The following is a 24,772-nucleotide window of genomic DNA, read 5'->3' on the forward strand; positions in this document are numbered from 1 at the left end:
CTCCTTTTTTAAAGTGATAGGAATAAGATGAAAATACAATTTGAATTGATTGCAACGGCTGCTGCTGGTATAGAGGCTGTTGTTGGCCGAGAACTACGCGATCTTGGCTACGATTGCCAGGTTGAAAATGGACGGGTTCGATTTCAAGGAGACCGTCGAGCAATCATAGAGACCAATCTCTGGTTGCGCGCGGCTGATCGAGTGAAAATTGTGGTTGGGAGTTTTCCGGCCAAAACTTTTGAAGAACTCTTTCAAGGTGTCTTTGCTTTGGATTGGGAAAACTATTTGCCTTTGGGAGCACGTTTTCCTATTTCTAAGGCTAAATGTGTCAAATCAAAACTTCATAATGAACCTAGCGTTCAGGCCATTTCGAAAAAAGCAGTTGTTAAAAAGTTACAAAAACACTATACCCGACCAGAAGGTGTTCCTCTAATGGAAAATGGGGCAGAGTTCAAGATCGAAGTATCGATCCTTAAAGACCAAGCAACCGTCCTGATTGACACTACTGGCAGTAGCCTTTTCAAACGTGGCTATCGGACCGAAAAAGGGGGAGCCCCTATTAAGGAAAATATGGCGGCAGCAATCCTTTTGCTGTCAAACTGGTATCCAGATAAGCCCTTGATTGACCCCACATGTGGTTCTGGTACGTTTTGTATTGAGGCAGCGATGATTGCTAGAAAGATGGCACCTGGTTTGCGTCGGACCTTTTCTTTTGAAGAATGGAACTGGATGGATGATCGCTTGATTCATGAAGTCCGTCAAGAAGCAAGCAGAAAAATCAATCGTGAGATCGAATTGGATATTATGGGAACCGATATCGATGCACGGATGGTTGAGATTGCCAAAGAAAATGCTCAGAAAGCGGGCGTTAGCAGTGACATTACTTTCAAACAAATGCGAGTTCAAGATCTTCATTCCGATAAAATCAATGGGGTGATTATCTCCAACCCTCCATATGGAGAACGCTTATCAGATGATGAAGGTGTGTCAAAATTGTATACTGAAATGGGGCAAGTATTTGCACCTCTCAAAACATGGAGTAAATTTATCCTAACCAGTGATGAAGGTTTTGAATCTAAATTCGGTAGTAAAGCAGATAAAAAACGAAAACTTTATAACGGAACCCTTAAAGTTGATCTCTACCAATATTTTGGGGAACGTGTAAAACGGCAGATAAAGGCATAGAAAGGATTTTTATGACAGAGAAGGATAGAAAGCCATTAGAGCAAGAAACAGAATCAATTTTAGATTTTAAAGATGCTAAAGAGATGACGATTGGGCAGGCCAATCGAAAGGCAGAAGAAATTGAAGCAGGTGTAACGGAAGGTGATAATGTCTTAGACAAATATATCAAACAACACCAAGCAGAAATAGAAGCAGAAAAATATGATACAAAGATTTTGGCCAAAGAAGAATTGGCTAAAGCTGAGGAGTTGGCTGCTTCAGAAACAGTTGCTGAAGTTGCTGAAGCAGTGGAGGCACCGGAAGTAACGGAAACGGTCTTGGAACAAAGACCTGAAATGGATGCTATCTCAACAGAATTACCAGCTAAGATTAAATTTGGACCCACACCAACCGAACCAATTGTAGAAGCAGAGGACCTTCCTGAGGAAACACCAAGCAATGCGGGTAAACGAATCAAAGCGGTTTTATACTCTACGTTAGGTCTTGCGATTGTCGGTTCGGCCATTTTTGTAACCTATAACTGGATGCATAGTCGTGGAACATCGGGTGGTACAACAGTTGTATCATCTTCATCTAGCAAGTCATCTTCTACTTCTAAATCAAGTAGCAGTGAAACACAGGCTCAAAAACTTGAAGAGTTTACCAAAGCTTACGATGCCTTTTTTGTAGATGAATCAAAAAGTGCTCTTAAAAATGATAAATTCGGAGACTTGGAAAATCTGAAGAAACTTCTGGACAAATTAGAAGGAAGTAGTGATTATAATGCGGCTAAAACAAAATATGAAGACCTTGTGAAGCAAGTTTCTGCTATTCAAAAAGTGAATTCTCAATTTAGTTCTCCAGTCATCAAAGATGGAGTTCTTGATGCAACTGCCAAAGCGAAAAGTGATGCGACCTTTGCAGAAACAAAGACAGGCAATGAAAAATTAGATAGCTTATTGAATGAAGCGGTTGCGCAAGGACGTTCACAACAAGTTGCGACACCGGCACCAGTGACAGGGACAGGTGGTACAGATACTTCGAATGTAACTCCAGCCCCAGCTCAAGCAGCAACGCCTACGGCCCCAGCTGTCAATGCTGCTACAGGTGGTGCAGGAACGGCAAGTCCAGGCTATTCAGGGTACGGCCTTCCAAGCGATGGTGTTCCACTTCAGCGGAACTTGAGTCGTGTGCCATATAACCAAGCAGCTATCAATGATGTCAATAACCCAGCTTGGGTATTTGGTGATGGTATCCTTGAAAAAGTATTGAACATTGCTCGTAAACGTGGGCATATCACTGGCAATCAATACATTTTAGAGCGTGTCAATATCATTAACGGTAATGGCTATTACAACCTCTTCAAACCAGATGGAACCTATCTCTTTAGTATCAATGCCAAGACTGGTTATTTCGTAGGGAACGGAAAAGGTCATTCAGATGCTCTGGATTATTAATGCTTGATCAGACATCCCCTTTTTGGGAAAAATGACAAAAAAAGAGAGTGGGACAGAAATCGGTAATTCGTTAGAATTCGATTTCGTCGTCCCACCTCCGCACAGTTGAGTAGGACTGTAAAAGCTGATGAAATCAGTGTAGTAGAGCCCACTCAACCACTGCGTCTTGCTCGACAATCCAAAAATAATTGAGAGGCTAGGACTTTTGTCCCAGCCTCTTTTTCGTATTAAACAAGATGACGTTCAAATGGATCATCTGAGATTCCTTGATCTAGGATCAGGCGACACCATTCTTTAGCTGAGAAGAGACTGTGATCCTTGTAATTTCCACAAGACTCAATAGTTGTGCCTGGAACATCCTCCCAAGTGCTGACAGATGCAATTTCTTCTAAAGAATCTTTGATTACTTTAGCAATTTCCGTACTCGAATGTTGTCCCCACATGATCATATGAAAACCGGTGCGACATCCAAATGGGGAACAATCAATCATACCATCGATGCGTTTGCGAATGAGCATCGCAAGAAGATGCTCGATCGTGTGAAGTCCTGCCGTTGGAATCGCATTTTCATTGGGTTGCACCAGACGAATATCAAAATTGGAGATGATGTCTCCTTTGGGTCCAGTTTCCTCACCAATCAAGCGTACATAGGGAGCCTTCACAGCTGTGTGGTCCAATTCAAAACTTTCAACAATTACTTCTTTTGTCATACTCAAATCCTTCTTTGTTTTTCTTGATTATAGCATAAAAAGCAGATTCAACAAAGTGGAAATAGATGAATTTCTCACAGGTATTTCATGAAAGAAACGTGGATAAAAGAATAAGGGTCAAGCAAAAATATAAAAGGTTTTTCCTGTTTTTTTAGATTGTTAATTTTAGTAATTTATGGTAAAATGTAAAGGAATTTTTAATTCAACTAATTAAATAGATTTGGGGTAAAAGCATGAATTTTGTAATTACAGGTGTTTTTGCCGCGGTCATTGGTTTAGTCATTGGATATGTGGGAACTGCTCTAAAGATGAAAGCTTCAAGAGAAGCTGCGGAACTCACCCTTTTAAATGCTGAACAAGAAGCAACGAATTTACGTGGACAAGCAGAACGCGAAGCTGATTTAATATTAAAAGAAGCTAAGCATGAGTCGAGTTCACTTAAAAAAGAAGCACTTTTGGAGGCAAAGGAAGAAGCCAGAAAATATCGTGAAGAAGTCGATGCTGAGTTTAAGTCAGAACGACAAGAATTGAAGCAACTAGAAAGCCGTTTGGCAGAACGTGCTAGCAATCTTGATCGAAAAGATGACATTTTAACGAGCAAAGAACAGTCTCTTGAACACAAAGAGCAAAGTCTTACAGATAGAACTAAACACATTGATACGCGTGAACAACAGCTGGAAGAGCTTGAACACAAGAAAGTAGAAGAACTGGAACGTGTCGCTGCTCTAAGTCAAGGAGAAGCGCGTGACATTATTTTGAATCAGACGGAAGAGCAACTTTCAAAAGAAATTGCATCGCGGATTCGTGAAGCAGAACTGGAAGTGAAAGAACGTTCTGATAAAATTGCAAAAGACATTCTCGTGCAAGCCATGCAGCGAATGGCTGGTGATTTTGTTGCTGAGCAAACAAACTCAACGGTTCATTTGCCAGATGATAGTATGAAAGGGCGCATCATCGGTCGTGAAGGGCGCAATATTCGTACCTTTGAGAGCTTGACAGGTGTCGATGTGATTATCGATGATACACCAGAGGTGGTGACCTTGTCAGGGTTTGATCCGATTCGTCGTGAAATTGCCCGTATGACAATGGAGAGCCTTCTCAAAGATGGTCGCATCCATCCAGCCCGCATCGAAGAGCTGGTTGAGAAGAACCGTCAGGAAATTGACAATCGTATTCGTGAATACGGTGAGGCCGCTGCCTATGAAATCGGTGCGCCAAACCTTCATCCAGATTTGATGAAAATCATGGGACGGTTGCAATTCCGTACTTCTTATGGTCAAAACGTTTTGCGTCACTCCATTGAAGTTGCCAAACTTTCTGGTATTATTGCTAGCGAGTTGGGTGAAAATGCTACTTTGGCACGACGTGCAGGATTCTTACATGATATCGGTAAAGCGATTGACCGTGAAGTGGAAGGAAGCCACGTCGAGATTGGGACAGAATTGGCACGGAAGTACAAGGAGCATCCAGTGGTTGTCAATACCATTGCTAGTCACCATGGTGACGTGGAACCAGAAAGTGTCATCGCAGTTATTGTCGCTGTAGCGGATGCCTTGAGTGCAGCTCGACCTGGAGCACGAAGTGAGTCACTTGAAAGCTACATCAAACGCTTGCAAGATCTTGAAGAAATTGCAAATAGTTTTGAAGGAGTTAAGACAAGTTTCGCCCTTCAAGCGGGTCGTGAAATCCGTATTATGGTTAGTCCTGAGGCAATCAAGGATGATAAAGTGACGATCTTGGCTCATGATATTCGTGAGAAGATCGAGTCCAATCTTGAATATCCTGGAAACATTAAGGTTACCGTTATTCGAGAATTGCGTGCAGTAGATTACGCAAAATAAACGAAAAGCTTGAGATCTAGTATCTCAAGCTTTTTGAATGAAAAAATCAGTTGAAAATTAGGCCGATTTTTGTTACACTAGATAGAAAGACATTGAAGGAGAAATCATGGCGGATCGTGGCTTATTAATCGTATTTTCTGGTCCTTCGGGGGTTGGAAAAGGAACGGTCAGACGAGAAATTTTTGAAAATTCGGACAATCAGTTTCAGTATTCTGTATCGATGACGACGCGTGCACAACGTCCAGGTGAAGTGGATGGTGTCGACTATTTTTTCCGTACACGTGAAGAATTTGAAGATTTGATCCGTCAAGGGCAAATGTTGGAGTACGCTGAGTACGTTGGAAATTACTATGGGACTCCTTTAACCTATGTGAATGAAACCTTGGACAAAGGAATCGATGTATTCCTTGAAATTGAAGTTCAGGGTGCACTTCAAGTAAAGAAGAAAGTTCCAGATGCAGTTTTTATTTTCTTAACTCCGCCTGATTTGGATGAATTGCAGGATCGATTAGTTGGTCGCGGGACAGATAGTGCAGAAGTTATTGCGCAACGGATTGAAAAAGCAAAAGAAGAAATCGCCATGATGCGTGAATATGACTACGCCATTGTGAACGACGAGGTTCCTCTTGCTGCTGAGCGTGTCAAACGTGTGATTGAAGCAGAGCATTTCCGTGTAGACCGTGTCATTGGCCATTATCTGGATATGTTGCCGAAAACACAAACTATTGTGAAGAGATAAATAATTAGAAATTAGGTATAGGAATATGATGTTAAAACCTTCTATTGATACATTGCTTGACAAAGTACCATCAAAATATTCATTGGTTATTCTTGAGGCAAAACGGGCCCACGAATTGGAAAGTGGTGCAGTACCAACTCAAGAATTCCAATCAGTTAAATCAACATTACAAGCGCTTGAAGAAATCGAGTCTGGGAACGTAGTTGTTCACCCGGATCCAGAAGCAAAACGTGAAGCGCTTCGTCGTCGGATTGAAGCAGAGCGGATTCGCAAAGAAGAAGAAGAGCGCAAAATTAAGGAACAAATTGCCAAAGAAAAAGAAGATGGTGAAAAAATTTAAGGTTGGGGCTTCTCAATCTTATTTTTTGCTATTTAAAGGGTTCCGTGATAAAGTAAAACTCATATGATCGAGTCTGGAGGTGAAAAAGTGATAGCAAAAGTCATCGTAGATGTCCCATTGATGCAGACAGATAAACCCTATTCGTATCAGATTCCATCAGAATTTGAGGATATGGTGGAGGCAGGTATGCGAGTTCATGTCCCCTTTGGTAAAGGGAATCGCCTCATTCAAGGGATTGTAGTAGATGTTTTAGAAGAGGCAGACACAAGCGAGGAATTAAAAGCGATTGTGGAGGTCTTGGATTACACTCCGGTCTTAAATCAAGAGCAGTTCTGGTTGGCAGATCAATTACGAAAAAGTGTTTTTTCTTATAAGATCACGATTTTAAAAACCATGCTTCCTTCTCTCCTCAATTCGAGTTATGATAAGATTTTGTATCCTCAACCTTCTTTAGATCCCACTCTCAAAGTGAAACTTTTTGGTGAGAAAAATGAAGTTTCTTTTTCTTCTCTGGATGCGGCCGATCAAGCCCAAGTGATGCGGTTGGTCAGAAAAGGAGATTTGGTACTTGAATACAAGGCCAAGGATAAGAAACAAATTAAAACAGAAAAATGGTATCGCGTTAACCAAGAAGGATTAAAAGAACTTCAACCATCAGCGAGAGCTAAAAAAAGGCTAGCATTGAAAGAACGCCTGTTACTAGAGCAAGGGGAGCAACCTTTAGCAGGGTTGTATCAGGATTTTTCACGAGAAGTAGTAGCTTATTTTATTGATCAGGGTATTTTAGAAATTACAGAACGAGAAGTGAATCGGGCGGCTGCATATTATGAAGGAAAAGAACAGACCCAGGCCCTGCTTTTAAATTCAGAGCAAGCAAAAGCTGTAGAGACAGTAGTTTCTCAAATTGAGAAAACATCAAAGCCTTTTTTATTAGAAGGTGTGACTGGAAGTGGAAAAACAGAAGTTTATCTGCAGATTATTCAGGAAGTTCTCAATAAGGGGAAAACGGCTATTATGTTGGTTCCTGAGATTTCCCTGACGCCACAGATGACGGATCGTTTTATCTCGCGTTTTGGTCAGGAAGTAGCCATTCTACACTCGGGCTTATCAAACGGTGAGAAGTATGATCAATGGCGAAAAGTTGAACGTGGGGAGGCCAAGGTAGTCGTTGGAGCACGCTCAGCCATCTTTGCTCCCTTAAAAAACATCGGAGCCATTATCATTGATGAGGAGCACGAGGCTTCCTACAAACAAGATAGTAACCCACGCTACCACGCAAGGGAAGTTGCAGTTCTAAGGGCTCAGTACAATCAAGCAGTCTTGCTTCTTGGATCTGCTACACCAAGTTTAGAATCGCGGGCTCGTGCAACAAAAGGGGTTTATGAATTAATTCGTCTCACCCAGCGGGCCAATCCGGCAGCCAAAATTCCAGAAGTTAAAGTCGTTGATTTCCGTGATTATATTGGGCAAAATGAAGCTGGTAACTTCACTCCGGTTCTAGTGGAAGCTATTGCTGATCGCTTGCAGAAAAAAGAGCAGGTTGTCTTGATGTTGAACCGCCGTGGTTATTCCAGTTTTGTCATGTGTCGCGAGTGTGGAACTGTAGATACTTGTCCCAATTGTGATATCTCACTGACCCTCCACATGGATACTAAAACTATGAACTGTCATTATTGTGGCTATAGCAAAGCAATTCCTCGACACTGTCCAAATTGCCAAAGTCCTTCCATTCGTTATTACGGGACAGGAACACAAAAAGCCTATGATGAATTACAAGAGATCTTTCCTGAAGCTAAAATTCTGCGCATGGATGTGGATACCACCCGAAAAAAAGGGAGCCACGCAGCGATATTAGATGCTTTCGGGAATGGAGAAGCGGATATTTTGTTAGGGACGCAAATGATTGCGAAGGGCTTGGATTTTCCAAATGTGACATTAGTGGGTGTCTTGAATGCGGATACTTCTTTAAATTTACCGGATTATCGATCCTCAGAGAGAACCTTTCAACTCTTGACTCAGGTGGCAGGAAGGGCCGGACGAGCAGAGAAAGAAGGAGAGGTTATCATTCAGAGTTACAACCCCAATCATTATGCGATTCGATTTGCCAAAGACCAAGATTATGAAGGCTTTTTTGCCTATGAAATGCAGATTCGCCGGCAGCTGGGCTATACGCCTTATTACTTCACAGTTGGGTTAACCCTATCCCATAAGAGTGAGGAAATTGTGATGGAGAAGTCACATCAGGTCATGGAAATTCTCCGATCAGGCTTATCTGATCAGGTCCAAATCTTAGGACCAACACCTAAACCAATTGCACGTACACATAATTTGTATCATTATCAAATCATTGTGAAATATCGTTTCGAAGAAGGCATGACTCAGGTCTTGAATCAAATCTTAGAATTTACGCAAGAAAGAGGCAACCAAGATCTCCGTGTCAGTATTGATAATGAACCTCAAAGTTTTATGTAAGGAAGAAAGAAATGACAAAATTAATATTTATGGGAACGCCTGATTTTTCAGCGACGGTTTTAAAGGGATTGTTAGCAGATTCGCGCTATGAAATTTTGGCAGTTGTGACTCAACCAGACCGCAAAGTAGGTCGCAAAAAAGAGATTCGAATGACCCCGGTGAAGCAGGTAGCTTTGGAACATCAACTACCAGTTCTTCAGCCGGAGAAGTTATCGGGTAGTCCAGAAATGGAAACTCTCTTATCACTAGATGCAGATGGAATTGTGACCGCTGCTTTTGGACAATTTTTACCGACAAAATTGTTGGAGAACTTCCAATTTGCGGTGAATGTCCACGCGTCTTTATTGCCTAAATATAGAGGTGGAGCTCCCATTCACTATGCCCTGATCAATGGTGATGAAGAAGCTGGGGTTACAATTATGGAAATGGTCAAGGAAATGGATGCCGGAGACATGATTGCAGCTCGTTCTCTCCCAATTTTAGATGAGGACAATGTGGGAACTTTGTTTGAAAAATTGGCTGTCCTTGGACGTGACTTACTCCTAGATACTTTGCCAGCTTACCTGGCAGGGGAGATCAAGCCAAGTCCACAAGATCCAAGTTTGGTCACATTTTCACCGAATATTTTACCGGAAGAAGAGGTTTTGGACTGGACCAAAACCAATCGCCAAGTCTTTAACCAGATCCGGGGGATGAATCCTTGGCCGGTTGCTCATACGTTATTAAATGGTCAGCGCTTTAAAGTTTATGAAGCAGAGCTATGCGAAGGAAATGGAAATCCAGGAGAAGTGATTGCTTTGACCAAAAAAGAGTTGGTGGTCGCTGCAGGAGAAGGCGCGCTGTCCCTCAAAGTTGTGCAGCCGGCAGGAAAACCAAAAATGTCCATCACAGACTTTTTGAATGGCGCTGGCCGTCAATTGAAAGAAGGAGATCACTTTGGAAGTTAAACAAATGAATGCGCGTGAACAGATCGTTCGAGTGCTAGAAGAGGTTTTTGAGCAGGGAGCTTATTCTAATATTGCCCTAAATCAAGCGTTAGAACACTCTCAACTTTCAGATAAAGATAGAAGCTTTGTTACGGAAGTTGTATACGGTACTGTAGCACGAAAGATAACACTCGAGTGGTATCTCGCCCACGTGATTGAAGACCGGACGAAATTAGATCCTTGGCTCTATTATCTTTTGATGATGAGTTTGTATCAACTTGTCTATTTAGACCGCATTCCCGATCATGCCATCGTCAATGAAGCTGTCCAGATAGCAAAATGTCGTAAAGAAGGCAGTGAGAAGTTTGTCAATGCTATTCTTAGAAAGCTCCTCCGCGAGGGGCTACCAGCTGTTGATACGATCAAGCGAAAGAACAAACGTTATTCGGTAGAGTATTCCCTACCTGTATGGTTGGTCAAAGCATTGATCGAAGAATACGGTGAAGAACGTGCTTGCGCTATTTTTAAGAGTCTCTATCAGCGTAATAAATCCAGTATTCGTGTGATTGATCTGGACGAAAAAGAAGAGTTAGCTCAGCTGCTCGAAGCAACCTCCTCTCTACTTTCTTCGTCCGCTCTCGTGAAAGAGCAGGGACATTTTGCAGGACACTCCTTGTTTAAAGAAGGGCGCATTACTATTCAAGACGAGTCCAGCCAATTGGTGGCACCGGCTTTGGATTTGCAAGGAGATGAGTGGGTTTTAGATGCCTGTGCGGCGCCAGGTGGAAAGACGACCCACCTGGCTTCTTATCTCACAACTGGGAAAGTCACAGCCTTGGATCTCTATGACCATAAGCTCAAATTGATTCAAGAAAATGCTAATCGGCTCCATGTTGCGGACAAAATTTTGACAAAGAAGCTAGATGCGACAAAAGTCTTTGAAACATTTGGACCTGATGCTTTCGATAAAATTTTGGTGGATGCGCCTTGTTCAGGGATTGGTTTGATACGGAGAAAGCCTGATATCAAGTACAATAAAGAGAGTGCAGATTTTGTATCTTTACAAGCCATTCAATTGGCCATTCTGGATAGTGTTTGTCAAAGTGTGCGTAAAGGTGGTATAATAGTGTACAGTACGTGTACAATTATGGGCAAAGAGAATTTTGAAGTGGTGGACCAATTTTTGAAAAAACATCCAAATTTCGAACAAGTCCCATTGGATCACGAAAGAAAAGATATTCTTAAAAATGATTGTATCCTTATTACACCCGAATTATATGGAAGCGACGGCTTCTTTATCAGTCGTTTTAAGAGAATCTCATAATATCAGGAGGAAACTGACAGTATGGATATGACGATCTTAACCGATGTAGGTCAAAGACGGACAAATAACCAAGACTATGCAAATCAATATAAAAACAAGGCAGGAAAATCTATGGTTTTCCTTGCTGATGGTATGGGAGGACACCGTGCCGGAAATATTGCTAGTGAAATGGCAGTCACAGACCTGGGAGCGGCTTGGGTTTCTTCTGAGATCGAGACGGTTAATCAAGTACGGGAATGGTTTGCAGAACATTTAGAAGCTGTGAATCGTCGGATTCATTTAGCTGGGCAAGATGATGAGCACAAAGGAATGGGAACGACACTAGAAGCCTTGGCTTTTGTAGAAGGACAAGTGATTTATGCCCACGTTGGGGATTCACGGATTGGCCTCATTCGTCAGGGCGAATACCAGCAGTTGACCAGTGACCATTCTCTTGTAAATGCTCTTTTGCGAGCTGGTCAAATTACAGAGGAAGAAGCAGCCCATCATCCTCAACGTAATATCATCACTCAGTCCATTGGTCAAAAAGATGAGTTAGAGCCGGATTATGGTTTGGTGACGGTCGAAGCAGATGATTATATTTTGATCAATAGTGACGGTTTAACCAATATGATTGGCCCAGATGAAATCAGAGACATTGTCTTGAGTGATGTTTCACTGGAAGAAAAAGCTCAAACCTTGATTCGTTTTGCCAATAATGCTGGAGGCTTGGATAATATCACTGTTGTACTGCTCCACTTTACTGAGGAGGACGCAGCATGATTCAAATCGGCAAAATTTTTGCCGGGCGATATAAAATCATCCAACAAATTGGACGCGGCGGGATGGCAGATGTTTATCTTGCGCGTGATTTGATTTTAGATGGGGAAGAAGTTGCAGTCAAGGTACTGCGTACGAATTACCAGACGGATCCCATTGCGGTTGCGCGTTTTCAGCGTGAAGCAAAGGCGATGGCAGAGCTGGACCATCCAAATATCGTTCGGATTACAGACATTGGCGAAGAAGAAGGACAACAATACCTTGCAATGGAATATGTTGCAGGTTTAGACTTGAAACGCTATATCAAAGAAAATGCTCCTTTATCAAATGAAGAAGCTGTTCGTTTGATGGGGCAGATCCTTCTAGCTATGCGTCTTGCCCATACGCGTGGCATTATCCATAGAGATTTAAAACCACAGAATGTCCTCTTGACACCAGATGGAACAGCAAAAGTTTCAGACTTTGGGATTGCAGTGGCCTTCGCAGAGACTAGTTTGACCCAGACCAACTCGATGTTGGGGTCGGTTCATTATTTGTCCCCTGAGCAGGCGCGTGGTTCAAAAGCTACAGTGCAAAGTGACATCTACGCTATGGGGATCATTTTCTATGAGATGTTGACAGGACACATTCCTTATGATGGAGATAGTGCAGTCACAATTGCTTTGCAGCATTTTCAAAAGCCACTCCCATCTATTCGTGAAGAAAATAAGAATGTTCCACAAGCTTTAGAAAATGTGGTGATCAAAGCGACAGCTAAAAAACTGACGGATCGCTATAAATCAGTGGCAGAGATGTATGTGGATCTTTCAAGTTGCTTGTCCTATGAGAGAAGAAATGAGAAAAAACTGGTTTTTGAAGACCAAGCGAAAGCTGATACAAAGACTCTTCCAAAAGTGAGTCCAACTCCAAAGACGGCTCCTGTTCCAATCTCTGAGGTACGCAGTGAAATCAGTTCAGTAGATCCTAATCGACCATTATCTGATCAGCAGACAATGGCGCCAAGTAAAAAGCCAAGAAGACGCTTGCGAGCGAGATACAAGGTCTTGTTTGTTGCCATTGCCCTAGTTCTTGCAGCCTTTACTTTCTTGTTGTATATGAGCCCAGCCAATAAAACAGTTCCAGATGTTTCCGGCAAAACCATTGCCGAAGCTAGAGCGGTTATTGAGGGACAAGACCTTCAAGTTGGTGAAGAGAAAGAAGAGTACAGTGATTCGGTAGCAGAAGGTTACGTCATTCGAACCAATCCAAATGCAGGGGCCCAAAAGAAAGAACAAAGTCGAATTGATTTGATTGTTTCAAAAGGTCCAAATAGTTTTGAAATGCCAAACTATGTAGGAGAAACACGAGCTAAAGCAGAGGAAGATCTGAAAAATACTTATAAAGTATCAAGCAAAATGATCACGATTGAAGAAGTTGAGACCTTCGATTATGCTGCAGGGACAGTTCTTGAACAAACCCCAGCTCCAGGAGAGCAATATTCTCTGAATTCAAAAACCAAGATTGTTTTGAAAGTAGCGAAAGAAACGACTTCAATTGAAATGCCAAACTATGTTGGATCAACTTATGATTTTGCTAGAAGTAATTTGATTGAGATCTATGGTATTAAAGAAGCCAATATCGAATTAAGAAAAACGGAACATCTCCCTGATGGAGTATTTGTTTCTGCAGGTCAAATTGTCAGTCAAACTCCAGAAGTCTCGAGTACGGTGGATATTAACCGAACACGAATTGTTTTAACGGTATATGAGCCTAAAGTGACGGCTTCTTCAAGCACGAAAGCCTCTTCAAGTTCAGAGACATCTAGTTCGTCCTCTGCGGAACGATCCGATACAGAAAGTTCTAGTAGTAGTGAGCAATAGTGCTACAGGTGTGGATTAAAAAATACAAAAAGACTCAGATGAATTTCTGAGCCTTTTTGTATTTTTTATTGCTATGTCGTAATTTTTTTATTTCCCTGTTGAGGGAAAAACTTTAAGGACACTACAAGATACTATTTTTCTAAGTTTGAATAGATTGTGCGAACCCCTTCACAAACAAGGGGTTTCAAGATCGGTAAAATAAAATAGTCAATTAAACATAAGGTGATTTGAAATTGAAAATAGATTGAATATCAAATTATTTGCCTTCGATTTAGGCCCATGCTATAATTTGCATGAAAGGAAATCAAAGAGTAAAAATGTCGTTCAGACCTGCTTTGATAGGAAATTGGTTAATGAATAGATTTTTTCTACTAGTTGAATAGGCCTTGAAACTAGTGGAGATAAATATCGTGAACTAAGATACAGGGAGGCAGAATGACTTTTGAAATATGTGCACATAGTTGATGTATCTTTCGCCTATACTTTCCCAATGGAGATTAGTTAAATGGACAGAAAATATAGAGTGGTTAGTCGAGTAATCCTAGCAACAGCTATGATTGTTCCGGCATTTATAGCAACAAAAGTAGCTGCAGAAAATCGAGGATGGAATACCTCCTCTTATCGTTCAAACTATTATAACTATGCTTACAATAACTGGAATGGTTATAATGGTTATAATCCATGGACCTATAGTTATGGCTATGGATATCCAAATTGGAACTATTATTATGGTTATAACTATGGTTATCCTAGCTGGAACAATTATTATGGCTATAACTATGGTTATCCTAGCTGGAATAATTATTATGGCTATAATGGTTGGAACTATGGCTATTCCTTAGAAAATGATGAAAACTACATTTATTGGAATGGCAATCATTATTATCGGATGAGTGATGGAACTTACCGGATCTACCGCAATGGTGAGTGGAAACCTCTAACCAATCGGAATAACTCTACTAATAACCTTGCCAACGACCCTCATTATTTGTATGAAAATGGCTACCATTATTATGTATTGGATAACGGGGATTATTACTATTATAAAAATGGTAAATGGGTATTTGTGAAGAACTCAACAGAAAATCCTTCTACTCCTGATCCAGTCCCAACACCGACTCCGGATCCAACACCAACACCTGAAGAACCAAATCCAACCGATAAACCAGATCAACCTGTTACACCATCAGATCCTTCTGATTTTGATAACATTGATAGTTTAGTATTCCCAGAAAATCCTCCATTTGTAGGGGCAGATGGAGAGTTTAATCCTTTCGCTCCAACTCCAGAAAATCCAAGTGAACCAAAACCAGAGGAACCGGTTCAACCTGAAGTCCCAGGAAATGATGGTTTGGTATCATCGGATCAGCCTAGTGAAAACCAAATTCCTCCATACGTTGAGACACCAGCAGAAGGATTAGAACATCTTCCATGGGCTCCGAATGGACGTGCGCCTAAAGTAGTCTACCCTCCTGGTAAACCTGGCTCAGTAGCCCTTCGTGGAGATAAGAACTACTACTTTGATGGTTCAAGTCACTATTACTATGTTCCATCTGATACAGAAGCAACTGGTTACTCTGCTTATTGGAAATGGAACGGAGACAAATGGAAACTTTATGGAATGACAGATCCGAAAGATCCTGAGATCGATCCAAAATTCCACGAAGATGCCAAAGATGATGAATATGCTTATAGCGATCGTGACTCAAGCGTGAAGCTCTACTCTACAAATCTTGTAGAAACAGCTAAAGCAGGTCAAGCTCTTCCATTTAAGAATGTGGATGAATTTAAGGACTATGTCATTAAGAAAATGAATCCTAAATTTATTGACAATGCTGGCTGGGATGCCAAAGTAGAATGGGAAATCGAGGACCCAGAACTCTTTGAGCAATCTAAAGAAAACCCATGGGCTAAAGACTATGTTTTAATTGCTAACTTGAAGAGTGGAGTAGATGACAAGAACTACAAAGATGTTAAGTTTGGCTATGTGAAATTCGTTTATCGTGTAGAAGCGACAGACAATACAAACTATATCGAGTTAGATAAAGCGAAAGAAGCTTTTGCTAAGATTAACGAATTGCGAAAAGCACAAGGCTTAAAAGAATTGACTTGGTCAGATGATGTCTACAACTCACGTGCATTACCAAAAGCCCATACTATTTCACGTCAGTACGATAGCACAGGTTTTGTAGCTCGTCGTGAAGACAATGCAACAACGGTTGCAACGAAATGGTATAACAGTGGATTGAGAGAATTAATGCTCGATCCAAATGCCACAGAAGGTGCAGTAGCAGCAGTCATCAATGGCGACGGTAACTATTACTGGGCATTCATGTATAAATAATGCCTCTATACAACCGTTATCGGAAAGAACTTATTTAATAACAATTCATTCCGATACCAAGGACACCCAAAGGATTTCTATCTTTTGGGTGTTTTTTTGCTCTTCGTATTATCCAACCACAGACGGAAGTCAAATGAGGAAAAATTTGATAAAATAGGAAAAGATGAGGTAGACTATGTGGAAAATACAAATTTTTATTTTCGTTGAAGCCGTTTTGTTAACATTAGCAGCGATCACCATTTTATCAATCGATTTTTCCAGATTTGTTGTCTTGATGGTTCTCTTTTTGCTCCTTTTGTATTACTATTTTGGCAAACAAAAAGCGAATTTTCTATTAATCGCGCTGAGTGTGCTCTTGTTTTTTATCGTGATGCTGAATCCTTTTGTGATTGCAGCCATTTTATTTGCGGTGGTTTATGGTTTATTAATTGCCTACCCTTATATGTATAAGGAAAATGAATCCGTTGTGTTTGATGTTGAAGAGGATACGAAAATTCGTCAGGAAAAAACTCGATGGATTGGTGATTTACAACATTTTTCAAAGCAAAGTCGAGGGTATCGAGATCTGAATGTGATCCGAGTTTTTGGAAATGACACCCTCCATTTAGAGGAGGTAGCCATTTGCAATTGGGACAATGTGGTGATCATCCGGAAAGGTTTTGGTAATACAAAAATTATCTTACCGATTGATTTAGAGTTGCATTTACAAATTAACACTCTGTATGGAGATCTGAAGTTTTTGGATCTTCCTGTCCGTAAAATGAGGAATGAAACCATAGATATTGAAACGGCACATTATCGGAGATCGCACCGTTCTATAAAAATTGTGTTAGTTGGTATTGTTGGGGATGTTGAGGTGATTCGCGCATGAAGAAATTAGACTATCTCCTATTGTACTTCTATTCCCTAATGGTGGTTGCGGTCATTTGTCATACCATTTTCCATTTTGTTGGTTTTCAGTGGGGCAAACTTCTCTCAGATATTTCCTTGCTTCAATCATTCCTATTTTTGGTTTTTAGTCTGACGCTTGCATTGACGGCTTTGGTTGTCTTAATTATCAAAATCACGCAATTTGTAACGGTCCATGCAGTACAACAAAAGGTAGAATCTATCCTGACTGCTTCACAGCGAAAAGAAATTGCCCCAAAAGAATTGAATCAACAGTTAGATTTATTGGACAGCAAATTGCTTCGACTAGAAGAAAATTTACAAAAAAGTGAAAATCGTGTGATGCGAAATGAGGAAGAAATTGTGGAAATCGAGCGTAAGAGAATTGCGCGTGATCTACATGACACGGTTAGTCAAGAATTGTTTGCAGCCAATATGATTTTATCTGGAGTGGCAGCCCAGGCCCTTGAGTTAGAGAAAAGTCAGATCCAGCAGCAACTCAATGGTGTGTCAGATATTCTAGGGACAGCCCAAAATGATTTGCGCGTCTTGCTACTACATCTTCGTCCTACAGAATTGGAAGGAAAAAGTTTGGTAGAAGGGATGGAGATGATTTTTAGAGAATTGAAGGAAAAGAGTAACCTAACAGTCGTCTTCAAACACAATGAAGTGAGCATTCCAAAAGATATGGAAGAACATCTATTTCGGATTGTCCAAGAGATTGTTAGCAATACCTTGAAACACGCTAGAGCTCAACAAATGGATGTCTTCTTGCATCAGGAAGGAAAACAACTTCATTTACGGATGGTAGATGATGGAATCGGCTTTGAGCAGGAAAAATTAGAACGATTGAGTTATGGGTTGAAAAATATTCAAGAACGTGTAGAGGACATGGCGGGAACCATTAAAATAAGAACGAGTCCTCAAAAGGGAGTGGCTGTGGATATTCGCGTTCCCCTCCTTGTAAAAGATAAAAATGAAAAGGAAACTGTATGAAAGTATTATTAGTAGACGACCATGAAATGGTCCGGTTGGGATTGAAAAGCTTTTTGTCCATGCAAACCGATATTGAGCAAGTCTTAGAGGCGAAAAATGGGCAAGAAGGGGTGGAGTTGGCGTTGAAAGAAAGACCAGACGTCATCATCATGGATATTGTGATGCCAGAGCTAAATGGAATCGATGCGACTCTAGCCATCCTAAAAGAGTGGCCGGAAGCTAAAATTGTCATTTTGACGTCTTATTTAGATAACGAAAAGATTTATCCTGTCTTAGATGCCGGTGCAAAAGGGTATATTTTAAAGACCTCGTCAGCAACTGAGATCTTACAGGCTGTCCGAAAGGTTGCAAAGGGAGAATTTGCGATTGAGACAGAAGTTAGTCGAAAAGTTGAGTCTCGAAAGAACCATGCTGAATTGCATGATGATTTGACAGCTAGAGAACGAGATATTCTGGCTTTATTGACGAAGGGATATGAAAATCAACGAATAGCAGATGAACTCTTTATTTCTTTAAAAACAGTGAAGACCCATGTCTCCAACATCTTATCCAAATTGGAAGTCAGTGATCGGACGCAAGCAGTCGTCTATGCCTTTCGACACCATCTGGTGAATCAAGAAGATTTTTAAAAGGAAACATGCTATAATAGAGCATGATCATAAGGGGGAGACAAGTGGACGCAAAATTACGCTATAAAGCCAAAAAAGTTAAAATCGTCTTTTTTGATATTGATGATACATTACGTGCAAAAGAAACTGGATTGATCCCAGAATCTGTCAAAGAAGTCTTTCATCAATTGAAAGAAAAAGGAATCCGGACAGGGATTGCAACCGGCAGAGGGATTTTTGGGGTTGTTCCTGAAATCATGGACTTAAAGCCTGATTTTCTAGTAACCTTAAACGGTGCCTATATAGAAGATACAAAAGGAACTGTGATCTACCAATCACCAATCAATGAAGCAATCGTTTCTTCTTTTGTAGATTGGGCCAAAGAATCCGAGATTGATTATGGGTTAGTGGCTAGTCATCAAGCAGCCCTGTCTAATCGGACACCCTTGATCAGTGATGCTATTGACATCATTTATCCCAACTTACCAGTAGATCCAGATCTGCATTTGAAAGAACCTATTTTCCAAATGTGGACCTTTGATGAACAGGATAGTGAGCTAGAGTTGCCCCCTTCTTTGCAAGAGAACTTGCGCCTAGTTTCATGGCATCCCCATTCGTCAGATGTTGTTCGCTTTGAAGCTTCAAAAGCTTCAGGAGTTTCTCATCTTGTAAATCATTTGGGCTTGAAGCCAGAGAATGTTTTAGTATTTGGGGATGGATTAAATGATCTAGAACTGTTTGATTATGCTGGAATTAGTATCGCAATGGGAAAATCTGCCCCAGAGTTACAAGAAAAAGCTGATTATATCACTAAGAATTTAGAAGAAGATGGCATATTCTATGCCTTAGAGGAGTTAAATATGGTTGAAAAAGAATTGACATTACCACAGTTAGAACTTGCTACGGTTGACGGTCCTGTCGCTGTGATCAAAACCAATCACGGTGAGATGAACATTCAATTGTTCCCGGATCAAGCGCCAAAAACAGTTGCAAACTTTGTAGCTCTTGCTAAGTCTGGCTATTATGATGGTGTCATTTTCCATCGGATTATTAAAGATTTTATGATCCAAGGGGGAGATCCAACAGGCACAGGTATGGGTGGTGAATCCATCTATGGGGAGAGCTTCGAAGACGAGTTTTCAAAAGAATTGTACAATATTCGCGGAGCCCTTTCGATGGCAAATGCTGGACCAAACACAAATAGCAGCCAATTCTTTATTGTACAAAATCAACATCTCCCATATTCGAAAAAGGAATTGGTCCGCGGTGGCTGGCCTGAAAAAATTGCAGAAATCTATACGACAGAAGGGGGAACGCCTCACCTAGATCAACGCCATACTGTATTTGGACAATTGATGGATGAAGCTTCTTTTGCTGTGTTGGATGAGATCGCGGCTGTTGAGACAGGGATGATGGATAAGCCGGTAGAAGATGTCGTGATTGAAACCGTCGAAATTGAGGGCTAATATGAAAATTGGAGATAAGTTAGAAGGGACCATTACAGGCATTCAACCTTATGGTGCCTTTGTCGAACTAGAGTCGGGTGTCACGGGCTTGATTCATATCTCAGAGATTAGAAGTGGTTATGTAAGTAATATTCATGATATTCTTTCAATTGGAGAAAAAGTCTTTGTCCAAGTCATCGATGTTGATGAATATTCTAAGAAAGCTAGCCTCTCTCTGAGAACGCTAGAAGAAACACCACAACGAAGCATTCGACACCATCGTTTTTCAAATGACCGCCATAAGAGTGGTTTTGCGCCCTTAGCTCAACAGATGCCGACCTGGGTCAAAGAAGGAAAGGTATTCTTTAGCAAACAAGAAAAAAAATAAAAACTTCGATAGGTTGATGAAACCTACCGAAGTTTTTTTAATATAGAGAATTATTCAAATTCGTAAAGGGTAGTAGAAAGGTAACGTTCTCCATTATCTGGTGCAAGAGCAAGAACTTTTTTACCGCTTCCCAATTCTTTTGCGACTTCAATAGCAGCATAGATAGCAGCTGCGCTTGAGATACCGACTAAGAATCCTTCAGCACCACCAATAGCGCGTGCAAGTTCGAAAGCTTCTTCTGAAGATACGCGACGAACACCATCATATGCATTAGTGTCTAAAGTATTTGGGATAAAACCAGCTGAAATCCCTTGAATTTTATGTGGTCCAGGTTTTTCGCCAGAAAGGACTGCAGATTCATTGGCCTCAACGGCATAGACTTTGACAGCAGGATTATTCTTTTTCAAAGTATGAGAAATACCAGAAACAGTACCACCAGTACCAACACCTGCGACAAAAGCATCTAAACCATCTTTTCCAAAGGCATCAACGATTTCTTGTCCTGTTGTTCTTTCATGTACCTCTGGGTTAGCAGGGTTTTCAAATTGAAGAGGAAGGAAGCCATTTCTTTCTGCAGCGATTGCTTCAGCTTTAGCGATAGCGCCTTTCATTCCTTCACTTCCAGGAGTCAAAACGAGTTCAGCTCCATAGGCTTGGATGATTTTACGACGTTCCACACTCATGGTTTCAGGCATGACAATCACAACTTTGTAGCCTTTAGCTGCGCCGACCCATGACAAGCCAATCCCTGTGTTCCCACTAGTTGCTTCGACAATGGTATCACCTGGTTTGATCAAGCCATCCGCTTCAGCTTTTTCAATCATGCTCAAAGCAATCCGGTCTTTGACAGATGATCCAGGATTGAAGGCTTCGAGTTTGACATAGACATCTGCAGCTCCTTCAGGAACAAGACGATTCAATTTGACAATCGGAGTGTTCCCAATCAATTCTGTAATATTTTCATAAATAGCCATAATATACCTCAGTTCTAGGTTTTCTTGATACTAACAAGTATAGTCTCTTGCGAGAAGAATGTAAAATATAGAAATTTTATGGGTGTGATAAAAAAAAACTATCGTTGCCGATAGTATTGTTAATTATTTTTCTACAGAGAGCAGGGGTACTTCAACCTCACGAATTCCTTGGTCCTCAATAATGACTTTGCCATTGTAAAATTCGACTAAAGCCGCTGTGATAGAGTTTGTGTTTTCTTTATCCACAAAAATCGTTGTCATCACCTGATCTGTGAACATCGGATCTTGTTCTGCCAATTGATGGTCTTTTAAGAAATTAGCAAATTCTTGGTATTGGGAATAAGAAAGTGTGATCCCAAGAACCACTTGCTCTTTGATTTCTACCAGTCCAATCTCTCGAACTGCTTGTGCCACACTTCCAGCATAAGCACGAATCAGACCGCCAGCACCTAATTTAACACCTCCGAAATAGCGGGTAACCACGACACAACTATTAGTGATGCGATGATTCTCCAAAACTCCTAACATCGGTACCCCAGCTGTTCCACTAGGCTCTCCATCGTCACTGGTTCGTTTGATATCACTTTGTTCTCCAATGATGAAAGCAGAGCAGTTATGTGTAGCCTTATAGTGTTCCTTTTTGATGGCATTGATAAAATCTCTAGCTTCCTCTTCAGAGGAGACTCGCTTGACATGACAAATGAATTTTGATTTTTTGATTTCTTCTTGAACAGTGCCGTTCTCTTTAAATGTAATATATTCCATATTCTTATTTTACAAAAAAAGAATGATTTTCTCCAACTTTTGCGAATTAATAAGTATGAAGATAGAAGATTCTTATGGAAGACTCTTAACGGAGAGTCAAATGACAAATGATCTGAAAGAAATTGCCCAAGAACTTCCAGCTATGGAAAAACAGAATGGAAGGTACCAATGTTTTCGATGTGGCAGTTTGATTGATCAAAAACTTTGGAAGTTGAGTGAGGAGGTGCTGTATTGTAGAGCCTGTATCCAATTGGGAAGGATCCGGAGTGATCAAAAACTTTATGCTATTGCACAGAAGGACTTTGAAGGACAGGAGGTGTTAAACTGGAAGGGAACCTTGACTTCCTATCAACAAGAGGTATCTGAAGGACTTATCCAAGCAGTTAAAGCAGGAAAACATGCCTTGGTACATGCTGTGACAGGAGCTGGAAAAACAGAAATGATGTATCAGGTTGTAGCAACAGCGATCAAGGCAGGAAAAGCAGTCTGTATTGCTACCCCAAGAATCGATGTCTGTATAGAATTGTACGGAAGAATGAAGGAAGATTTTTCCTGCCCCATCTCTTTGCTTCATGGAGAATCGGAACCCTATTTTAGAACACCCTTGGTGATCGCTACAACCCACCAATTGCTAAAGTTTTATCAGGCCTTTGATCTCCTTATTATAGATGAAGTAGATGCTTTTCCCTATGTAGACAATCCAATCCTATATAAAGCAGCTCAGAATGCAATAAAAAAAGAGGGGAATACCCTATATTTAACAGCAACCTCTACAGATGAGTTAGATAAAAAGGTCAAGAAAAAAGAAATCATTCGTTATAGCCTTCCAAGAAGATTTCATGGGAACCCACTAGTGGTCCCTGAAATAAAATGGGTGCCGAAAATTAGAGAAAAAATAGAAAAAGGAAGAATCCCTTACCAACTATTGCAACTGATCAAGAAACAAATACAAACTCACTACCCATTGTTAATCTTTGTATCTGAAATAGAATTAGGACAACAATTTACCGAGAACTTAAAAAAATACTTTCCCAAAGAAACAGTAGGTTTTGTATCCTCACAGACTACAGATCGTCTACGAATAGTAGAAGAGTTTAGAAACAAAGCCATAACCATGCTAGTCTCGACAACAATTTTAGAAAGAGGAGTGACCTTTCCGTTTGTAGATGTTTTTGTTTTAGAAAGTAATCACAAATTATTTACTAAAAGTGCCCTCGTACAAATTTCAGGAAGGGTCGGGCGAAGTAAAGAAAGACCAACAGGTAAACTACTTTTTCTATCAGATGGCATAACACGAGAAATGAAGAAAGCGATCAAAGAAATAAAGGAAATGAATCAGGAGGCTGGATTTTGAAAGAATGTTTGCTTTGTACTAAAGAGTTGAAAACTGGTGAACATTTCACAGACCTTATTTTTATGAATCAACAAGAAGAATGGATTTGTAAAGAATGCAAAGAAGACTTCGAACAAATTGACGAAATCCATTGTCCTAGATGTTATAAAGATAAGGAGGAGAAAGTATGTAAAGATTGCGAATACTGGATACAAAAGGGGAATATGGTAGAACATGAAGCATTATATAGATATAATGCAGCAATGAAGGACTATTTCAAGCGATATAAATTTGAAGGAGATCGTTTATTAGGAATGGTATTTGCATGTGAAATCAAAAAAGCCTTGAAAAAATATAAAAGCTATACGATAATACCGACTCCAATCAGCCATGAAAAAAAGCAGGAGAGAGGATTTAATCAGGTTTCGACAATATTAGATTTTGCAGAGATAAAGTACAGCAGTTTATTCCAAAAAGAAGACAGCTTAGCCCAATCAAAAAAAACAAGAAAAGAAAGATTAAAAACCTCTCAACACTTTCAATTAAAAGGAGAAGTTTCAGAAAAGCAGAAATATCTTATCTTCGATGATATCTACACAACGGGCAAAACAATCGAATTAATGAAGCGGCTACTAATTGAAAAAGGTGTGAAAGAAATAAAGACATTTTCAATCGCAAGGTAAAAAAAGATTTGCAAAAAGTTTATGAAAGCGTTATAATATACATATAAATAAAAACATAATGTTTAGAAAGTAGGTACTAATATGATTAAATATAGTATCCGTGGTGAAAACCTAGAAGTAACAGAAGCCATTCGCGACTATGTCGTTTCTAAACTCGAAAAGATTGAAAAATATTTTCAGGCAGATCAAGAGCTAGACGCTCGAGTAAACTTAAAAGTTTACCGTGAAAAGACCGCAAAAGTAGAAGTAACTATTCCACTTGGATCTATTACACTGCGTGCAGAAGATGTCTCTCAAGATATGTACGGTTCAATTGATCTGGTTGTGGATAAAATTGAACGTCAAATTCGTAAGAATAAAACAAAAATCGAAAAGAAAAATCGTGTTAAATCTGGTGCAGGTAAATTGTTTACCGACGCAGTTGTAGAAGAAGCAACAACCACAGAAAAAGTTGTTCGCTCAAAAACAATTGATCTAGAACCAATGGATATAGATGAAGCGATCCTTCAAATGGATCTATTAGCACACGATTTCTTCATTTATCGTGATGCAGAAGACAACACAACTAATGTTATCTACCGTAGAGAAGACGGAGATATCGGTCTATTGGAAGTAAAAGAATAGAGATCAAAAAGAGATTGAAAACATCAATTAAATTATAGAGGAATCAGGGGTATTGATGCTCCTGATTTTTTTATATAAACAAAAAACTTTCAAGAAAGTAAAATTTTTTGAAAAAAAGTGTTGACAGTAAGAG

Annotated in this window: 22 protein-coding genes; 19 read left to right on the forward strand and 3 right to left on the reverse strand. The window is 40.3% G+C overall.

Translation table 11 applies throughout. From position 1 onward, the window contains the following. Window positions 1-27: 27 nt before the first annotated feature. Together O3642_RS06665 and O3642_RS06670 are read left to right on the forward strand one after the other, a co-directional pair. Window positions 28-1,185: a class I SAM-dependent RNA methyltransferase gene (locus O3642_RS06665; protein ID WP_155127821.1), complete on the forward strand. Its 1,158-nt coding sequence runs from the start codon at window positions 28-30 to the stop codon at window positions 1,183-1,185. Between the two features lie 11 nt (window positions 1,186-1,196). After that, complete coding sequence (locus tag O3642_RS06670) at window positions 1,197-2,621, forward strand: cell division site-positioning protein MapZ family protein (protein WP_371605640.1); 1,425 nt, start codon at window positions 1,197-1,199, stop codon at window positions 2,619-2,621. Between the two features lie 227 nt (window positions 2,622-2,848). On the opposite strand, the gene O3642_RS06675 is transcribed toward O3642_RS06670, so the two are convergent. Further along, a complete protein-coding gene (locus tag O3642_RS06675) occupies window positions 2,849-3,331 on the reverse strand; it encodes an S-ribosylhomocysteine lyase (protein ID WP_049474465.1) in 483 nt (160 codons plus the stop codon). Between the two features lie 233 nt (window positions 3,332-3,564). Between O3642_RS06675 and O3642_RS06680 the strand changes: the two genes are divergently transcribed. The 14 genes from O3642_RS06680 (at window position 3,565) to O3642_RS06745 (ending at window position 20,260) form a co-directional block, all read left to right on the forward strand. Beyond that, on the forward strand, window positions 3,565-5,172 hold the full coding sequence (locus tag O3642_RS06680) for a ribonuclease Y (RefSeq protein ID WP_371605641.1): 1,608 nt from the start codon (window positions 3,565-3,567) through the stop codon (window positions 5,170-5,172). A 106-nt stretch (window positions 5,173-5,278) separates the two neighbouring features. Next, the gene (gene gmk / locus O3642_RS06685; RefSeq protein WP_003003905.1) at window positions 5,279-5,911 is read left to right on the forward strand and encodes a guanylate kinase; all 633 of its coding nucleotides are present in this window, start codon (window positions 5,279-5,281) and stop codon (window positions 5,909-5,911) included. A 25-nt stretch (window positions 5,912-5,936) separates the two neighbouring features. Next, window positions 5,937-6,251 carry a DNA-directed RNA polymerase subunit omega gene (gene rpoZ / locus O3642_RS06690; RefSeq protein WP_003010339.1) on the forward strand — a complete coding sequence of 105 codons (315 nt, stop codon included), beginning with the start codon at window positions 5,937-5,939 and terminating at the stop codon, window positions 6,249-6,251. Window positions 6,252-6,314: 63 nt separating this feature from the next. Beyond that, a complete protein-coding gene (locus O3642_RS06695) occupies window positions 6,315-8,723 on the forward strand; it encodes a primosomal protein N' (RefSeq protein ID WP_371605642.1) in 2,409 nt (802 codons plus the stop codon). Window positions 8,724-8,734: 11 nt separating this feature from the next. Next, window positions 8,735-9,670, forward strand: coding sequence for a methionyl-tRNA formyltransferase (fmt, locus tag O3642_RS06700; RefSeq protein WP_155173209.1), 936 nt, complete (start codon window positions 8,735-8,737; stop codon window positions 9,668-9,670). Beyond that, window positions 9,660-10,973, forward strand: a complete 1,314-nt coding sequence (gene rsmB / locus O3642_RS06705; protein ID WP_155127835.1) for a 16S rRNA (cytosine(967)-C(5))-methyltransferase RsmB — start codon at window positions 9,660-9,662, stop codon at window positions 10,971-10,973. The genes fmt and rsmB overlap by 11 nt, the downstream gene beginning before the upstream one ends. Before the next feature lie 21 nt (window positions 10,974-10,994). Continuing rightward, entirely contained in the window at window positions 10,995-11,735 is a 741-nt protein-coding gene (locus O3642_RS06710; protein WP_003012553.1) for a Stp1/IreP family PP2C-type Ser/Thr phosphatase, read from the forward strand. Beyond that, the gene (gene pknB / locus O3642_RS06715) at window positions 11,732-13,591 is read left to right on the forward strand and encodes a Stk1 family PASTA domain-containing Ser/Thr kinase (RefSeq protein WP_155173211.1); all 1,860 of its coding nucleotides are present in this window, start codon (window positions 11,732-11,734) and stop codon (window positions 13,589-13,591) included. Before O3642_RS06710 ends, pknB begins: the two co-directional genes overlap by 4 nt. Window positions 13,592-14,096: 505 nt before the next feature. Beyond that, window positions 14,097-15,935: a CAP domain-containing protein gene (locus O3642_RS06720; RefSeq protein ID WP_371605643.1), complete on the forward strand. Its 1,839-nt coding sequence runs from the start codon at window positions 14,097-14,099 to the stop codon at window positions 15,933-15,935. Between the two features lie 175 nt (window positions 15,936-16,110). After that, complete coding sequence (gene liaF / locus O3642_RS06725) at window positions 16,111-16,806, forward strand: cell wall-active antibiotics response protein LiaF (RefSeq protein WP_155173215.1); 696 nt, start codon at window positions 16,111-16,113, stop codon at window positions 16,804-16,806. Beyond that, window positions 16,803-17,819, forward strand: a complete 1,017-nt coding sequence (locus O3642_RS06730; protein WP_151379196.1) for a sensor histidine kinase — start codon at window positions 16,803-16,805, stop codon at window positions 17,817-17,819. The genes liaF and O3642_RS06730 overlap by 4 nt, the downstream gene beginning before the upstream one ends. Then, a complete protein-coding gene (locus O3642_RS06735) occupies window positions 17,816-18,448 on the forward strand; it encodes a response regulator transcription factor (protein WP_155127850.1) in 633 nt (210 codons plus the stop codon). The genes O3642_RS06730 and O3642_RS06735 overlap by 4 nt, the downstream gene beginning before the upstream one ends. Before the next feature lie 44 nt (window positions 18,449-18,492). Next, window positions 18,493-19,893, forward strand: a complete 1,401-nt coding sequence (locus tag O3642_RS06740; protein WP_371605644.1) for a bifunctional Cof-type HAD-IIB family hydrolase/peptidylprolyl isomerase — start codon at window positions 18,493-18,495, stop codon at window positions 19,891-19,893. A 1-nt stretch (window position 19,894) separates the two neighbouring features. Further along, window positions 19,895-20,260, forward strand: coding sequence for a S1 RNA-binding domain-containing protein (locus tag O3642_RS06745; protein WP_023920312.1), 366 nt, complete (start codon window positions 19,895-19,897; stop codon window positions 20,258-20,260). A gap of 50 nt (window positions 20,261-20,310) precedes the next feature. Here the strand turns inward: O3642_RS06745 and cysK are convergent, their stop codons facing one another. Together cysK and O3642_RS06755 are read right to left on the reverse strand one after the other, a co-directional pair. Further along, window positions 20,311-21,234: a cysteine synthase A gene (gene cysK, locus O3642_RS06750; RefSeq protein ID WP_003004014.1), complete on the reverse strand. Its 924-nt coding sequence runs from the start codon at window positions 21,232-21,234 to the stop codon at window positions 20,311-20,313. Between the two features lie 123 nt (window positions 21,235-21,357). Next, the gene (locus O3642_RS06755) at window positions 21,358-21,999 is read right to left on the reverse strand and encodes a YigZ family protein (protein ID WP_003010310.1); all 642 of its coding nucleotides are present in this window, start codon (window positions 21,997-21,999) and stop codon (window positions 21,358-21,360) included. A 55-nt stretch (window positions 22,000-22,054) separates the two neighbouring features. Between O3642_RS06755 and O3642_RS06760 the strand changes: the two genes are divergently transcribed. From O3642_RS06760 to hpf, 3 genes are all read left to right on the forward strand, one after another. Next, window positions 22,055-23,353, forward strand: a complete 1,299-nt coding sequence (locus tag O3642_RS06760) for a DEAD/DEAH box helicase (RefSeq protein ID WP_371605645.1) — start codon at window positions 22,055-22,057, stop codon at window positions 23,351-23,353. After that, entirely contained in the window at window positions 23,350-24,015 is a 666-nt protein-coding gene (locus O3642_RS06765; protein WP_155127868.1) for a ComF family protein, read from the forward strand. Before O3642_RS06760 ends, O3642_RS06765 begins: the two co-directional genes overlap by 4 nt. Window positions 24,016-24,096: 81 nt before the next feature. Then, window positions 24,097-24,639 carry a ribosome hibernation-promoting factor, HPF/YfiA family gene (gene hpf / locus O3642_RS06770; protein ID WP_003012610.1) on the forward strand — a complete coding sequence of 181 codons (543 nt, stop codon included), beginning with the start codon at window positions 24,097-24,099 and terminating at the stop codon, window positions 24,637-24,639. Window positions 24,640-24,772 lie beyond the last annotated feature (133 nt).

It is taken from the genome of Streptococcus sp. 27098_8_66 (genome assembly GCF_041431945.1).
GTDB lineage: Bacteria > Bacillota > Bacilli > Lactobacillales > Streptococcaceae > Streptococcus > Streptococcus dentalis.